The sequence below is a fragment of the Coralloluteibacterium stylophorae genome (genome assembly GCF_018122625.2).
GTDB lineage: Bacteria > Pseudomonadota > Gammaproteobacteria > Xanthomonadales > Xanthomonadaceae > Coralloluteibacterium > Coralloluteibacterium stylophorae.
Window position 1 is genome coordinate 33,337 of sequence record NZ_JAGQFT020000005.1, and the last position, 15,047, is coordinate 48,383.

The 15,047-nt window shown below is 72.3% G+C and carries 16 protein-coding genes; all 16 read left to right on the plus strand.

Translation table 11 applies throughout. The features are described 5' to 3' along the window. Window positions 1-55 precede the first annotated feature (55 nt). The 16 genes from rpoN to KB893_RS08765 all read left to right on the plus strand — a co-directional run bounded on the left by rpoN (window position 56) and on the right by KB893_RS08765 (window position 15,036). Window positions 56-1,462, plus strand: a complete 1,407-nt coding sequence (rpoN, locus tag KB893_RS08690; RefSeq protein WP_211927168.1) for an RNA polymerase factor sigma-54 — start codon at window positions 56-58, stop codon at window positions 1,460-1,462. A 156-nt stretch (window positions 1,463-1,618) separates the two neighbouring features. Then, complete coding sequence (locus KB893_RS08695; RefSeq protein ID WP_211927169.1) at window positions 1,619-2,005, plus strand: response regulator; 387 nt, start codon at window positions 1,619-1,621, stop codon at window positions 2,003-2,005. After that, window positions 2,002-3,390, plus strand: a complete 1,389-nt coding sequence (locus tag KB893_RS08700; RefSeq protein WP_211927170.1) for a sigma-54 dependent transcriptional regulator — start codon at window positions 2,002-2,004, stop codon at window positions 3,388-3,390. The genes KB893_RS08695 and KB893_RS08700 overlap by 4 nt, the downstream gene beginning before the upstream one ends. Window positions 3,391-4,040: 650 nt before the next feature. Continuing rightward, on the plus strand, window positions 4,041-4,394 hold the full coding sequence (fliE, locus tag KB893_RS08705) for a flagellar hook-basal body complex protein FliE (protein WP_211927171.1): 354 nt from the start codon (window positions 4,041-4,043) through the stop codon (window positions 4,392-4,394). Window positions 4,395-4,405: 11 nt separating this feature from the next. Beyond that, a complete protein-coding gene (fliF, locus tag KB893_RS08710) occupies window positions 4,406-6,052 on the plus strand; it encodes a flagellar basal-body MS-ring/collar protein FliF (protein WP_211927172.1) in 1,647 nt (548 codons plus the stop codon). Between the two features lie 32 nt (window positions 6,053-6,084). Then, the gene (fliG, locus tag KB893_RS08715; protein ID WP_213173614.1) at window positions 6,085-7,092 is read left to right on the plus strand and encodes a flagellar motor switch protein FliG; all 1,008 of its coding nucleotides are present in this window, start codon (window positions 6,085-6,087) and stop codon (window positions 7,090-7,092) included. Then, window positions 7,089-7,697, plus strand: coding sequence for a FliH/SctL family protein (locus KB893_RS08720; protein WP_211928053.1), 609 nt, complete (start codon window positions 7,089-7,091; stop codon window positions 7,695-7,697). The genes fliG and KB893_RS08720 overlap by 4 nt, the downstream gene beginning before the upstream one ends. Next, a complete protein-coding gene (gene fliI / locus KB893_RS08725; protein ID WP_211928054.1) occupies window positions 7,694-9,076 on the plus strand; it encodes a flagellar protein export ATPase FliI in 1,383 nt (460 codons plus the stop codon). Before KB893_RS08720 ends, fliI begins: the two co-directional genes overlap by 4 nt. Window positions 9,077-9,126: 50 nt before the next feature. Further along, window positions 9,127-9,567 (plus strand): flagellar export protein FliJ, encoded by a 441-nt coding sequence (gene fliJ, locus KB893_RS08730; protein ID WP_211928055.1) that lies wholly within the window; start codon window positions 9,127-9,129, stop codon window positions 9,565-9,567. After that, window positions 9,564-10,751, plus strand: a complete 1,188-nt coding sequence (locus KB893_RS18705; RefSeq protein WP_338026912.1) for a flagellar hook-length control protein FliK — start codon at window positions 9,564-9,566, stop codon at window positions 10,749-10,751. The genes fliJ and KB893_RS18705 overlap by 4 nt, the downstream gene beginning before the upstream one ends. A 596-nt stretch (window positions 10,752-11,347) precedes the next feature. Beyond that, window positions 11,348-11,854: a flagellar basal body-associated FliL family protein gene (locus tag KB893_RS08740; RefSeq protein ID WP_211928070.1), complete on the plus strand. Its 507-nt coding sequence runs from the start codon at window positions 11,348-11,350 to the stop codon at window positions 11,852-11,854. Between the two features lie 40 nt (window positions 11,855-11,894). Then, window positions 11,895-12,896 (plus strand): flagellar motor switch protein FliM, encoded by a 1,002-nt coding sequence (gene fliM / locus KB893_RS08745; RefSeq protein ID WP_211928071.1) that lies wholly within the window; start codon window positions 11,895-11,897, stop codon window positions 12,894-12,896. Further along, complete coding sequence (gene fliN / locus KB893_RS08750; protein ID WP_211928072.1) at window positions 12,893-13,228, plus strand: flagellar motor switch protein FliN; 336 nt, start codon at window positions 12,893-12,895, stop codon at window positions 13,226-13,228. Before fliM ends, fliN begins: the two co-directional genes overlap by 4 nt. Then, window positions 13,225-13,602, plus strand: a complete 378-nt coding sequence (fliO, locus tag KB893_RS08755; RefSeq protein WP_211928073.1) for a flagellar biosynthetic protein FliO — start codon at window positions 13,225-13,227, stop codon at window positions 13,600-13,602. The genes fliN and fliO overlap by 4 nt, the downstream gene beginning before the upstream one ends. Window positions 13,603-13,609: 7 nt before the next feature. After that, on the plus strand, window positions 13,610-14,491 hold the full coding sequence (fliP, locus tag KB893_RS08760; protein WP_211928074.1) for a flagellar type III secretion system pore protein FliP: 882 nt from the start codon (window positions 13,610-13,612) through the stop codon (window positions 14,489-14,491). 275 nt (window positions 14,492-14,766) lie between these two features. Then, a complete protein-coding gene (locus KB893_RS08765; protein WP_211927138.1) occupies window positions 14,767-15,036 on the plus strand; it encodes a flagellar biosynthetic protein FliQ in 270 nt (89 codons plus the stop codon). Window positions 15,037-15,047 lie beyond the last annotated feature (11 nt).

A 15,047-nucleotide genomic window follows, 5' to 3' on the forward strand; every position in this document is an offset into this window, starting at 1 on the left:
CATTTCGAAGGCAAGTTCCGGGCCGCGAACGCTCCTCGACCCGGAAGCCACGACCATGAAGGCAGTCGCCAAGACCCAGCTCGGCCAGTCCCTGCACCTGACCCCGCAGCTGCTGCAGTCGATCCGCCTGCTCCAGCTCAACGGCATGGAGCTGGAGATGGAACTGGCCCGCGTGCTCGAGGCGAACCCGCTGCTGGAGCGCGAGGACGAGGCCGCCGAGGCCGAGGACGGCGCCGCGACCGGGCAGGCCGCCGAGGAAGCGGCCGCCTGGGACGAACTGCCCGAGACCGCCTTCGAGCGCGTGCGCAGCGGCGGCGACCTGCACGGCGACACCGACGCCCTGGCCGGCATCGCCGCGCCGGAATCCGGCGACATCCGCCAGCGCATCCTCGCCGCCGCGCGCCTGGAGCTCGGTGTCGAGGACCTTGCGATCCTGGCGTGGCTGCTCGACCGCATCGACGACAGCGGCTACCTGGAAGCGCCGGCCGCCGAGGTCGCCGCCGACGGCGCCGCCCGGTTCGACGTCGCCGCCGCACGCATCGAAGCCCTGCGCCAGCGCCTGCTCACAGGCGATCCCTGCGGCTTCGGTGCCGAGTCGCTGGCCGAATGCCTGCGCGCCCAGCTCGACGATCTCGCCGGCAGCGTGCCGGGCCGCCCGCTGGCGCGCCGCATCGTGGCCGAGGCGCTGGATCTCCTCGCCGCCCACGACGAGGCCGCCATCGCCCGCCGTCTCGGCGTCGAGGCGGCCGACGCGGCCGAGGCGATCCGCCTGGTGCTCTGCCTGGAGCCGCGCCCCGGTGCCGAACTGCCGGCCGATCCGCGCTTCTACGTGGTGCCGGACGTGATCGTGCGCCGCGTCGACGGCCGCCTGCAGACCCTGCTCAACCCGCAGACCGCGCCGAAGGTGCGCGTGGATGCGCAGATGGAGGCGCTGCTGGCCACGGCCGGCGACGACGCCGGCAGCCAGAAGATGAAGGAGCTGCTCGCCGAGGGGCGCGGCTTCGCCCGCGGCCTGTCGATGCGCTACGACACCCTGCTGCGCGCGACCCGCGCCATCGTCGCCCGCCAGCAGGCCTTCTTCGCGGAGGGCGAGGCCGCGCTCGCGCCGCTGACGCTCAAGGAGATCGCCGAGGACATCGGGATGCACGAGTCGACCATCTCGCGCATCACCTCGGGCAAGTACATGCAGACCCCGCGCGGCACCATCGAGCTGAAGAAGATGTTCTGCGTGAAGCTCGACGGCGCCGCCGTCTCCGGCGCCGCGGTGCGGGCCATGGTCGGCCGCCTCATCGCCGGCGAACGCGCCGACGCGCCGCTGGCCGACGAGACCATCGCCGCCCTGCTCGAGCGCGAGGGGGTCTCGATCGCGCGCCGCACCGTCGCCAAGTACCGCGAGCAGCTCGGGCTGGCACCGGCGCGCCTGCGCAAGAGCCAGGCCGGCCGCGGGCGTCGCGCCGCCTGAGGGCGGCGGCAGCCGGCTTCGGGACGATCGGCAGGGCGGACAAGCACGGCACGCGCACATACACTGGCGTTAGGGTTCGTGAAACCGGACCGAGCCGTCTCCGAGCGCTCCGCGCGGAGGCCGTCCAACCGAAGCACCGCCGGAGTCGATTCATCCATGGGACGCATCCGCATCCGAATCCTCCTGGTCGACGACCATGAGGGCTTCATCAACGCCGCGATGCGGCACCTGCGCAACGTGGACTGGATCGAGGTGGTCGGTCGCGCCGGCAACGGCCTGGAAGCGATCGAGCAGTCCGAGAAGCTCCGCCCCGACGCGATCCTGATGGACCTGGCCATGCCCGAGATGGGCGGGCTGCAGGCCACGCGCCTGATCAAGGCGCAGGACGATCCGCCCTTCATCGCCATCGCCAGCCACTTCGACGACGCCGAGCACCGCGAGCACGCCCAGCGCGCCGGCGCCGACGCCTTCGTCAGCAAGCTCAACTACATGCAGGACGTGATGCCGCTGCTCGAACGCATCGCCGGAGGCGAGGCGTCATGAGCGAGTCGCGGGTCCTGGTCGTCGACGCCGAAGCCGCGCGCGCCGAGAAGACGGCGGCCCTGCTGGAGTTCATGGATCTGAGCCCGGTGATCGTGGGCGGGGTCGACGAGATCCGGATCGAGCGCCAGGCCCAGACCGACTGGCTGGCGATCGTGGTCGGCGCGCTGGAGGACTTCGACGCCTGGCGCAGCTTCACCGCCTGGCTCACGCGCGAGCCCCTGCATCCGCCGCTGCTGGTCCTGCCCGACGAGCAGGAGGACGCCGCGCGCCGCTTCGGCGTGCATGGGGCGCAGATCTGGCCGCTGGAATACCCGATCCGGCATGCCCAGCTCGAGGAGCACCTGCGCCGCGCCAGCATCAAGCGCATGAGCGAGGAGGAGCGCCCCGCACCGACCCCGCAGTTCGGACCCACCGGCTCCAGCGCCGCGGTCAAGCGCCTGCGGCAGATGATCGAGCAGGTCGCCGGCTTCGATACCACGGTGCTCATCACCGGCGAGTCCGGCACCGGCAAGGAGGTCGCCGCACGCGCCGTGCACGAGCGCTCGCAGCGGCGCAAGGGGCCGTTCGTGGCGATCAACTGCGGCGCGATTCCCCCGGACCTGCTGGAGAGCGAGCTGTTCGGCCACGAGAAGGGCGCCTTCACCGGCGCGCTGACCGCGCGCAAGGGCCGCTTCGAGATGGCCGACGGCGGCACGCTGCTGCTCGACGAGATCGGCGACATGCCGCACCCGATGCAGGTCAAGCTGCTGCGGGTGCTGCAGGAGCGCCGCTTCGAGCGCGTCGGCGGCAACCAGACCATCTCGGTCGACGTGCGCGTGGTCGCCGCGACCCACCGCAACCTCGAGGACTCCATCGCCCGCGGCGCCTTCCGCGAGGACCTGTTCTACCGGCTCAACGTGTTCCCGATCGAGATGCCCGCCCTGCGCGAGCGCACCGACGACCTGCCGGAACTCATCCGCGCCATCACTGATCAGCTCGGCCGCAGCGGCCGCGGCGAGGTTCGCCTGGCCGACGACGCGATCCGCACCCTGCAGGCCTATCCGTGGCCGGGCAACGTGCGCGAGCTGACCAACCTGATCGAGCGCCTGTCGGTGCTGCATCCCGGCGGCACCGTGCGCGCCGCCGACCTGCCCGGGCGCTATCGGGTCGAGGTGCCGCCGGCGCCGGCGGGCGCCTCCGCGCCGGGCGCGGGCGTGCCGACCGAACTGCCGGCCGAGGGCATCGACCTGCGCGAGCACCTGGCCCGCATCGAGCTCGACTTCATCCACGCCGCGCTCGAGCGCGCCAATGGCGTCGTCGCCCACGCCGCCCAGCTCCTCGGCCTGCGCCGCACCACCCTGGTGGAGAAGCTGCGCAAGTACGGGATCGAGCGGGATGCGGCTTGATTGCTGGTGACGCGGGTGGGATGAAGCGGTAACCGGGAATCGGGAATCGGGAATCGGGACCTGGAGGGTGTCGCCTCCGTGGACCCCGTAGGAGCGGCTTCAGCCGCGACCGGGCAGGCGAAGCGGGCAAGGAGCACGACGCGCCTTCGCGCGACCAATGCCACGCGCCCTTGTGGGAGGGGCTTCAGCCCCGACAGCGGGCTCGACGGGAGCGGAGCGCCGGTCGCGGCTGGAGCCGCTCCTGCACAGGCGCAGCCGATCCAGGGCCGCGACCGCGCCGCGCGTCGGGGCTGAAGCCCCTCCCACAGAGGCCAGGGCCGGCGCGGGTCGCGTCGGCATTCCGGCGCCTGCGCCCGGTAGGAGCGGCTTCGGCCCCGACCGGATGGGTGGAACAGGCGCGGGACCGGATGCGCCGTGGCGGTCGAGCGTACGCGTGCCCCTGTGGGAGGGGCTTCAGCCCCGACAGCCGGGTCCAACGGGTTCGGGGTCGTGGCTGAAGCCGCTCCTACGGGGCACAGGCCGCGGGTCCCGACGACCTCCAGGTCCCGATTCCCAAGTCCCGATTCCCGCCCCACCCCCTCCCCGGCACACCTCTTGCACCATCCGTCGCGACCCAGCCCCGTGCGTCATCGGGGCGACGGAGAACCGACGTGAGCGACATCAACGCCATCCTGTCCCAGATCCGGGGCTACCAGAGCCAGCTGCAGACGCCGGTCGCGCGGCCGGTGGCCGATGCCGAGGGCGTGCGCGGCGCGGATGCGATCGGCGGCGCGGCGAAGACGCCCGGGTTCTCCGAGACCCTGAGTTCCATGGTCAAGGGCGTGAGCAACGCCCAGGCCGAGTCCGGCGCGCTGCAGCGCGCCTTCGAACTGGGCGATCCGCGAGCCGACCTGGCCCGCGTGATGGTGGCCCAGCAGCAGGCGTCGGTGGCGTTCAAGGCGACGGTCGAGGTCCGCAACCGCCTCGTCCAGGCCTACCAGGACGTCATGAACATGCCGGTGTGAGCGAGTCCTAGATGAGCATGATCCAGCTTCCCAGGGGCGAGGCCGCGGCCGAGGCCGGCAAGCGCCTGATGACCATGAGCGCGGCCCCGGCCATGCGCCAGGCCGGGCGGGCGCTGATCGTGGCCGCGGCGATCGCCGTCGGCCTGATGGTGTTCTTCTGGTCGCAGAAGCCGGACCTGGTGCCGCTCTACGCCGGCCTCGACGCCAAGGCGACCGCGGAGGCGACCGACCTGCTGCGCGCCGCCGAGATCCCGTTCGAGATGGACCCGGTCTCCGGCACCATCTCCGTCGCTCGCGACAAGCTCTTCGACGCCCGCCTCAAGCTCGCCGGCGCCGGCCTCGCCGACGGCGGCCAGCCCGGCTTCGAGATGATCGAGAAGGATCCGGGCTTCGGCGTCAGCCAGTTCGTCGAGACCGCGCGCTACCAGCGCGCGCTGGAGACCGAGCTGGCCCGCACCATCTCCTCGCTGCGCCCGGTGCGCGACGCCCGCGTGCACCTGGCGATCCCGCGCCCGAGCGCCTTCACCCGCCAGCGCGAGCCGGCCAGCGCCTCGGTCGTGCTGGAGCTGCAGGGCGGGGCCATGCTCGAGCGCAACCAGGTCGAGGCGATCGTGCGCCTGGTCGCCTCCAGCATCCCCGACCTCGGCCGCGACCGCGTCACCGTCGTCGACCAGGCCGGCCAGCTCCTGTCGGAGACGGCCACCAACCCGGACGCCGCGCGCTCGGCGATGCAGTTCGAGCAGGTGCGCCGCGCCGAGCAGAGCTACCAGCAGCGCATCCAGGACCTGCTCTCGCCGATGACCGGCCATGGCCGCGTCAGCACCCAGGTCGCGGTGGACATGGACTTCTCCGAGAGCGAGGAGGCGCGCGAGGTCTACAACGACGACCCGGCCAAGCTGCGCTCGGAGCAGACCAGCGAGAGCATGACCACCGAGGGCGGCACCGAGGGCGTGCCCGGCGCCGCGAGCAACGACCCGGCGCAGATGGCGACGGCCGATCCCGACGCCGCCAATCCGCCGACGCAGACCTCGCGCAGCGCGACCCGCAACTACGAGCTCGACCGCACCCTGAGCCACACCCGCCAGCCCGGCGGCCGCATCAACCGCGTCACCGCGGCGGTGCTGGTCGACAACGTCCCCCGCACCGATGCCGAGGGCAACACCACGCTCGAGCCGCTGTCCGCCGAGGACCTGGCGCGGATGGAGAGCCTGGTCAAGGAAGCGATCGGCTTCAGCGCCGAGCGCGGCGACTCGGTGTCGGTGGTCAATTCCGCCTTCGTACGCACCGCCGACGATCCGGCGTTCGAGGAGCCGCCGTTCTGGCAGAACCCGATGCTCCTCAACATCGCCAAGCCGCTGCTCGGCGCGATCGCGGTGCTGGCACTGCTGTTCGGCGTGCTGCGCCCGGCGCTGAAGCAGCTGGTCAATCCGGCCCCGCAGGCGGCCGCGAAGCAGAAGGAGGCGCCCGAGGTCGCGGTGGTCGAGGAACGCTTCGACGAGGATGGCCCGGAACTTGCACCCGCTCTTGCGACCGCCGGCGCCGCCGCGCTGCCGCACGACCCGCACCAAAGTGCGCTGCAGCAGGCCCGCGAGGCGGTCAATGCCGACGCCCGGCGCGTCGCCCAGGTGGTCAAGACCTGGGTGAACGCCGAGACCTGATCCCTGCCGCACCTGCCCGAGCCGACACCGCGATGAAGAAGGAAGCCACCGAACTGTCAAGCGTCCAGCGCGCCGCGGTGCTGCTGCTGTCGCTCGGCGAGGCGGAAGCGGCCGAGGTGCTCAAGCACCTCGACGCCAAGGAAGTGCAGAAGCTGGGATCGGCCATGGCCACCGTCAGCGGCGTGACCCGCGTCCAGGCGGAGAAGGTCATGCACGACTTCGTCGGCGAGCTCGACCGCCTGACCTCGCTCGGCGTCGGCGCCGACGACTACGTCCGCAACGTGCTGGTGCAGGCGCTGGGCGCCGACAAGGCCGCCAGCCTGATCGACCGCATCCTGTTCGGCCGCAACACCAGCGGCCTGGACTCGCTGAAGTGGATGGAGCCGCGCGCGATCGCCGAGCTCGTGCGCAACGAGCACCCGCAGATCATCGCCATCGTCATGGCCCACCTGGACGGCGACCAGGCCGCCGACGTGCTCAAGAACCTGCCCGAGCGCGTGCGCTCGGACGTGCTGCTGCGCATCGCCACGCTCGAGGGCATCCCGCCGAACGCGCTCAACGAGCTCAACGAGATCATGGAGCGCCAGTTCTCCGGCAACCAGGGCCTCAAGGCCTCGTCCATCGGCGGGGTCAAGGCCGCGGCCAACATCCTCAACTTCATGGACGGCGGCCAGGACCAGGCCATCCTCGGCACCATCACCCAGGTCGACGCCGACCTCGGCGCGCGCATCCAGGACCTGATGTTCGTGTTCGACGACGTCGCCGACCTCGACGACCGGGCGATCCAGACGCTGCTGCGCGACGTGCCCGGCGACCGCCTCGGTCTCGCCCTGCGTGGCGCCGATCCCAAGGTCCGCGAGAAGATCACCCGCAACATGTCGCAGCGCGCCGCCGAGATCCTCATCGAGGACATGGAGGCACGCGGGCCGGTGCGGCTGTCCGACGTCGAGGGTGCGCAGAAGGAGATCCTGGTGATCCTGCGCAAGCTGTCGGAGACCGGCGTGATCCAGCTCGGCGCCAAGGCCGAGGAGTTCGTATGAGCGCCGTCCTGCGCTGGCAGGCGCCCGACCTGCAGGCGCCGCCGCCGGCGCCGGAACCCGAGATCGAGCCGCCGCACGTCCCCAGCGTCGAGGAGATCCAGGCGATCGAGGACGCCGCGCGCGAGGAAGGGCAGAAGCGCGGCTACGCCGACGGCCACGCCGAGGGCCTGGCCCAGGCGCAGGGCGAGATGCGCCGGCTCGCGGCCCAGGTCGAGGGCATCCTCGACAACTTCGCGCGCCCGCTCGGCCGGCTCGAGGACGAGGTCGCGCAGGCGCTGCAGGCCCTGGCCGTGCGCGTGGCCGGCGCCCTGGTCGGCCGCGCCTACGCCGCCGAGCCGGCGCTGCTGGCCGCGCTGGTCGACACCGCGCTCGATACCGTCGGCGGCACCAGCCGCGCGGTGGAGCTGCGCCTGCATCCCGACGACATCGAGGCGCTGACCCCGCTGCTCAACCTGCCCGCCGGCGCGCGCCTGGTCGCCGACACCACCCTCGCGCGCGGCGACCTGCGCGTGCATGCCGAGAGCGTGCGCATCGACGGCGAGCTCGAATCGCGCCTGCGTGCCGCGCTCGCCGAGATTGCCGCCACGGCGGGGGAAGCGGCATGAATCCCGCCAGCGTGCATCCGCACGTCGACCAGTGGGCGCAGGCGCGCAACCTGCGCCTGGCCGCGCGCCTGGACCGTGCGCAGCCGGCGCTGCCGGCGCGCGGCATCACCCGCGAGGGCGTGCTCAAGCGCGCCGTCGGCCTGACCCTGGAAGCCACCGGCTGCGAGGCCCCGCTCGGCTCGACCTGCCGGGTCGAGGCCATGGGCGGCAGCTGGGTCGACGCCGAGGTCGTCGGCTTCGCCGGCGAACGCACCTACCTGATGCCGAGCGCCGAGATCGCCGGCCTGCTGCCGAACGCGCGGGTGGTCGCGCGCCCCGGCCTGGGCGGGGTCGAGGTCGGCGAGGGCCTGCTCGGGCGCGTGATCGATTCCGACGGGGTACCGCTGGACGGGCGCGGCCCGATCCGCCACGAGGGCCGGATGTCGCTCACCGGCACCTCGATCAACCCGCTGATGCGCGAGCCGATCACCACGCCGCTGGACGTCGGCGTGCGCGCCATCAACGCCATGCTGCCGATCGGCCGCGGCCAGCGCGTCGGCCTTTTCGCAGGCTCGGGCGTCGGCAAGTCGACGCTCCTGGGCATGATGACCCGCTACACCGAGGCCGACGTCATCGTCGTCGGCCTGATCGGCGAGCGCGGCCGCGAGGTGCGCGACTTCGTCGAGACCACGCTCGGGCACATGGGCCTGTCGCGCGCGGTGGTCGTGGCCGCCCCGGCCGACCGCCCGCCGCTGGCGCGGCTGCACGGCGCCTACCGCGCCACCGCCATCGCCGAGTGGTTCCGCGACCAGGGCCTCAACGTCCTGCTGCTGATGGACTCGCTGACCCGCTTCGCCCAGGCGCAGCGCGAGATCGGCCTCTCGGTCGGCGAGCCGCCGACCACCCGTGGCTATCCGCCGAGCGTGTTCGCCAAGCTGCCGGCCCTGGTCGAGCGCGCCGGCAACGGCGCCGCCGGGCGCGGCTCGATCACCGCGTTCTATACCGTGCTGACCGAAGGCGACGACCAGCAGGAGCCGATCGCCGACGCCGCACGCGCCATCCTCGACGGCCACTTCGTGCTCAGCCGCCGCATCGCCGAGCAGGGCCTGTATCCCTCGATCGACATCGAGGCCTCGGTCAGCCGCGTGGTCACCGAGATCGCCGAGGTGCCGTGGCGCGAGCAGATGCGCAAGGTCAAGCAGATGATCTCGGCCTACACCTCGAACAAGGACCTGATCGCGATCGGCGCCTACCAGCGCGGCAGCGATCCCCTGGTCGACGAGGCGCTCGCGCGCTGGCCCGAGATCTGCGCCTTCCTCGGCCAGGACGTCACCCAGGGCGCCAGCGTCGCCGACAGCAGGCGCGCGCTCGCCGCGCTGGCCGAGCGCAAGGCCGCCTGACGCACCGCTTCTTGCATTCCATCCGTCACCGCACCCGATCAAGGCCGTCCATGAATTCCCGCCGCATGCAGCCCCTGGTCAACCGCGCCCGCGAGCGCGAGGACAGCGCCGCCAAGCAGTACGCCGCGCAGCAGCAGGCCCAGGCCCAGCAGGAGCAGCGCCTGGACGAACTCAGGCGCTACGCCGAGGAGTACATGCACGCCGGCCAGGGCACGGTGGCGCCGGCGCTGCTGGCCAACCGCTATGCCTTCGTCGCGCGCATCGACCATGCCATCCAGCAGCAGGCGAAGAACGTCGATCGCAGCCGCGAGCGCACCGACATCGAGCGCGCGCGGCTGCTGATCGCCAGCCGCGACACCAAGGTCATGGAGAAGCTGGCCGCCAGCTACCGTGCCGAGGAGGCGAAGAAGGTCGAATCGCGCCTGCAGCGGGAGATGGACGACCTCGCCGCCCGCGGCGTGCGCGCACGCCGCGCGGAGGACGCGCAGTGAGCGCGAGCACGGTGATCGGCGGCGGCACGGCCGCAGCCACGGCGGCGGGGCCGGCGCGGCGCGCCGAGTCCGGCGCCGGCGGCAGCGGCTTCGCCGACGCGCTCGGCGAGAGCGGACGCGCCGGCGAGCAGGCGGGCGCCGCCGATGCGCGCGCTCCGGCGCAAGAGCGGAAGACCGATGCCGACGGCCGCGGCGGGCGTGCGCGCGGCGGCTCCGATGGCGATGCGGGCGCTGGCGACGTCGCCGAGGCCGGCACCGCCGATGCATCCGCGTCCGCCGCGGCCGACGACAGCGACGCCGAGGTGGAGGAGGGCGATGCCGCGGCCGCGGTGTGGCCGCCGCTGTGGCTGACCGGAGGTGCGACGCCCGCGCCGGCCCCGCTGCCGCCGGCAGCGTCCGCCCTCGGGACCTCCCTCGCGGGAGGCGCCGCCAACGACGGCGCTGCTCCAGCGCCGACCGTGCTCACCGCCGCCGCCCTGGCGCGCGGCGGCGCCTCCACGGCCACGACGGGCGCTTTCCCGCTGCCCATGGCGGATGCCGGCGCCGCGCCTGCGGCCGCGGCACCGGTTGCCGGCGGCGAGGCCTTCCTCGCCCAGCTCGCGGTGGACGCCGCGGCGCCCGATGCCGGCGCCGACAACGGCATCGACGCCGCGATCGACGCGCTCGATGCCGGCGACGCGCCTGCCGACGCCGGGCGCGGGATCGGGCTCGCCGCACCCACCGCCGCCGCCGCCCGCGGCACCGCACCGCCGCCGGCCGTGCCCGGTGCGCCGGTCGATCTGGCCGATGCCGACTTCGGCGGCGAGGTCGGCAGCCGCGTGCACTGGATCGCCGAGCAGCGCCTGGGCCACGCCGAGATCCGCCTGAATCCGGCCGACCTCGGCCCGATCGACGTGCGCCTGCGCCTGGACGGCGACCGGCTCCACGCCGACTTCTCCAGCGCCCAGGCCGACGTGCGTCAGGCGATCGAACAGAACCTGCCGCGCCTGCGCGAGCAGCTGGCCGCCTCCGGCTTCCAGCTCGGCCATGCCGGGGTCGGCGGCGGCCAGGCCGAGACCGGCTCCGGCGGCGGCTCCGGCGGCGCGCCGCAGCACGGCGAGAACGTGGCCGAACCCGATACCGCCCCGGAGCCCAATCCCCAGGCCCGCCTGCGCGCGGCGCGGCTCCTCGATGCGTATGCGTGAGGGGTGGAGCGGGAACGGGTTGAGGTGAAGCGGGAACAGGGAACTGGAGCTTCCTGCGTGCGGGCATCGTGCGCGCCCTGTAGGAGCGGCTTCAGCCGCGACCGGGGCGGGTGCTCAGTGACGTGCTCATTCCGCACACGCCCTCCTGCCGAACGCCTGTGGGAGGGGCTTCAGCCCCGACGGCGCGGTGGGCGAGTGGGCAAGGGCGCACGCGCCGCCTGCCATCGGATGCGCACCCGATCCCGATGCCGTCAACCTCCCGTCGCGATCTCGCTGAACAGGTCGCCCGGACGCCGCACGCGGCGCCGGGATCCCGACGCCGCGCCGTCGCGCGCTGTGCTCGCCGTCGGGGCTGAAGCCCCTCCCACAGGGGCTCGGGGAGCGGCCCGAAGGCCCGCCTGCCACCGCTCCGTGCCCGTCCATCCGTCCGGTCGCGGCTGAAGCCGCTCCTACAGGGCGCCCGGTGCCCGCACGCAGAAACCTCCAGTTCCCTGTTCCCTGTTCCCTTTTCCCGCTTCATCTCAGCCCGTTCCCGCCCCACCCCAAACAGGCACGCCTCTTGCTACACCCCCGCACCGACAGTTGTGGAGCCGGTCATGGCGAGCAAGGACACCAAGAAGGACGAGACCAAGAAGAAGGGCAAGCCGATCGTGCTGATCGCGCTGATGCTGGTGATCGGCATCGGCGGTGGCGCCGGCGGCATGTGGTTCATGGGCAAGAAGGGCGACGGCGAGGCGCACGCCGCCGAGGCCGGGGCCGAGGAGGCGCCGGCGGCGCCGGCCGGTCCGGCCACCTACGTGCCGATGGAGCCGGCCTTCGTGGTCAACCTCGCCGACGAGGGCGGCACCCGCTACCTGCAGGCCGACGTCCAGCTCATGACCCGCGACCCGCTCGCCGCGGCCGCGCTCGAGGCCAATGCGCCGGCGCTGCGCAACGGCCTGCTGCTGCTGTTCGCCCAGCAGTACGCCGACAGGCTGCGCACCCGCGAGGACAAGGAGCGCCTGCAGACCGAGGCGCTGGCCGAGATCCAGCGGATCATGACCGCCGAGACGGGCTCGCCCGCCGCCGAGGCGCTGTACTTCACCAGCTTCGTCACCCAGTGACGGCGCTGTCCCCGGCCGCGCCGCGAACAGGACCCGCACCGTGAGTTCCGATCTGCTTTCCCAGGACGAGATCGACGCCCTGCTGCACGGCGTCGACTCCGGCGCGGTCGAGACCGAGCCGGAGCCGGACCCGCCAGGCACCGTCAAGCAGTTCGACTTCGCCAGCCAGGACCGCATCGTCCGCGGCCGCCTGCCGACGCTGGAGATGATCAACGAGCGCTTCATCCGCATGTGGCGCATCGGCCTGTTCAACCTGCTGCGCCGCTCGGCGGAGCTGTCGGTCGGCGGCATCGAGATGGTCAAGTTCGGCGAGTACCTGCACTCGCTGTACGTGCCGACCAACATCAACCTGGTGCGGATGAAGCCGCTGCGCGGCACCGCGTTGATCGTGTTCGAGCCCAAGCTCGTGTTCTGCATGGTCGACAACTTCTTCGGCGGCACCGGCAAGTACCCGGTCAAGATCGAGGGCCGCGAGTTCACGCCGACCGAGATGCGCGTGATCCACCTGCTGCTCAAGCAGACCTTCACCGACCTGGTCGAGGCCTGGGCGCCGGTGATGCCGGTGGAGTTCGACTACATCAACTCCGAGGTCAACCCGCACTTCGCCAACGTGGTCAGCCCGCGCGACTACGTGGTGGTGTCGAAGTTCCATGTCGAGCTCGAGGGTGGCGGCGGCGACGTCCACGTGACCCTGCCGTACTCGATGCTCGAGCCGATCCGCGACCTCCTCGACCAGGGCATGCAGAGCGACCGCGTCGAGCGCGACGACGGCTGGATCCAGTCGATGCAGGAGCAGCTGCGCAGCGCCGAGGTGGTGCTGGGCACCACGCTCGCGCAGAAGCGCATGACCCTGCAGCAGCTGCTGAAGCTCAAGGTCGGCGACGTGCTCCCGATCGACATGCCCAAGACGGTCAGGCTCAACGTCGACAACCACACGGTCTTCAGCGGTGAGTTCGGCGTCTCCAACGGGCGCAATGCCGTGAAGATCACCACCATCCACGCGTCCGAGCGGCGCGACGACAGGGCGATTGCCATCCGATGAACACCACCGCTGCCAGCGCCGTCGAGCCGGCGCAGTTCGACACCCTCCAGGACGACGCCGCGGCGCCGGCCGACCTCAACCTCGACGTGATCCTCGACGTGCCGGTGACCCTGTCGCTGGAAGTGGGCCGCGCGCGCATGCCGATCCGCAACCTGCTGCAGCTCAACCAGGGCTCGGTCGTGGAGCTCGAGCGCGAGGCGGGCGAGCCCTTCGACCTCTACGTCAACGGCACCCTGATCGCGCACGGCGAAGTCGTGGTCGTCAACGACCGCTTCGGCGTGCGCCTGACCGACGTGGTCAGCCCGTCCGAGCGGATCCGGAGGCTGAAGTGAGCACGGCCGCCGCGGCCGGCGCCGCCGCGGGCAAGGCCGGCGTCGGCACCGCCGTCGCCGCGGGTCCCGGCATCGCCGGCGGGCTGTTCGCCCTGCTCCTGGTCGTGGGCCTGATCCTCGGCCTGGCCTGGCTGCTCAAGCGCATGCCCGGCAGCGGTTTCCGCCAGGCGCCCGGCCTACGCATGGTCGCCGCGCTGCAGGTCGGCGCCAAGGAGCGCCTGGTCGTGGTCGAGGCCGGCGGCGAACAGATCCTGGTCGGCGTCACCCCCGCCGGCATCCGCAGCCTGCACACCCTGCGCGAGCCCATCGCCGAGGCCGCGCCCGCCGCGCAGGCGGGTTTCGCCATGCTGCTCCGGCAGCACCTCAAGAAGTAACGCCGCCATGTCGTCCCAGCACATCCCCGCGGTGCGCCAGACGCCGCCGCACGCCTCCGCGCGCGCGCGCGGGCGCATCCACCTCGTCCTGCTCCTGCTGCTCGCCTTCGCCGCGGCGGCCTTCGCCTGGAGCGATGCCTCCGCGCAGGAGGCGCAGGAGACCACCACCACCGACGCCCAGGGCCAGACCCGCACGGCGGCGGCGACCGACATCGGCGCGATCGACCTGCCCGAGGTCGACATCGGCCAGGTCGGCGGCGAGGACATCAGCGTGCCGCTGCAGATCCTGCTGCTGATGACGGCGCTGACCCTGCTGCCGGCGATCCTGCTGGGGCTGACCGCGTTCACCCGCGTGATCATCGTGCTCGGCCTGCTGCGCCAGGCGCTGGGGACCGGGCAGACGCCGTCCAACCAGGTGCTGGTCGGCCTGGGCCTGTTCCTCACCGCGATGATCATGACCCCGGTCGGCGAACGCGCCTGGAGCGAGGGCCTGGCCCCCTACTTCCAGGGCCAGATCGACTTCAACACCGCCTGGCAGCTGGCCTTCGCGCCGTTCCGCGAGTTCATGCTGGCGCAGATCCGCGAGACCGACCTGCTGACCTTCGCCGGCATGACCGGCAGCTCCGGCTACGCCTCGCCCGACGACGTGCCGTTCGGCGTGCTGATCGCCGCGTTCATCACCAGCGAGCTCAAGACCGCGTTCGAGATCGGCTTCCTGATCTTCATCCCCTTCGTGGTGATCGACCTGGTCGTGTCCAGCGTGCTGATGTCGATGGGCATGATGATGCTCTCGCCCATGCTCGTCTCCGCCCCGTTCAAGATCCTGCTGTTCGTCCTGGTCGACGGCTGGGTGCTGATCGTCGGCACGCTGGCGGCGAGCTTCAACTAGCGGGTGAAGCGGGAATCGGGAATGGGGAATCGGGAATGGCTGCCTGCGTCACCTGCGCCTGCCGGCGACGCTGGATGAGCGGGCGGAAGGCGCGCGGCGCGAGATGAGATCCGCTCGCTCCAGGTCGTCGACGAAGAACGAGGTCAACGAACGACGATCCGCCAGCTGGCGCGCCCCCCAGGTCCCCATTCCCCATTCCCCATTCCCGCTTCACCCCCCCAGCGGCACGAACGTTGCACTCCCCCTGTCGTCCTCCCCCGACCGCGCCCAAGACCATGACCCCCGAACTCGCCCTCACCGAGATCCGTCTCGGCCTGGAGACCGTGATGTGGATCGCCGGCCCGATGCTGCTGGCGGTGCTGGTGGTCGGCGTGGTGGTCGGCGTGATCCAGGCGGCGACGCAGATCAACGAGCCCACCGTCGCCTTCGTGGCCAAGGCCATCGCGCTGGCGGCCACCATCGCCGCGACCGGCGGCTGGCTGCTGGTGCGCCTGGTCGACTTCACCACCGCGCTGTTCCAGCGCATCCCGCACCTGATCGGCTGACGCGCGGCCTC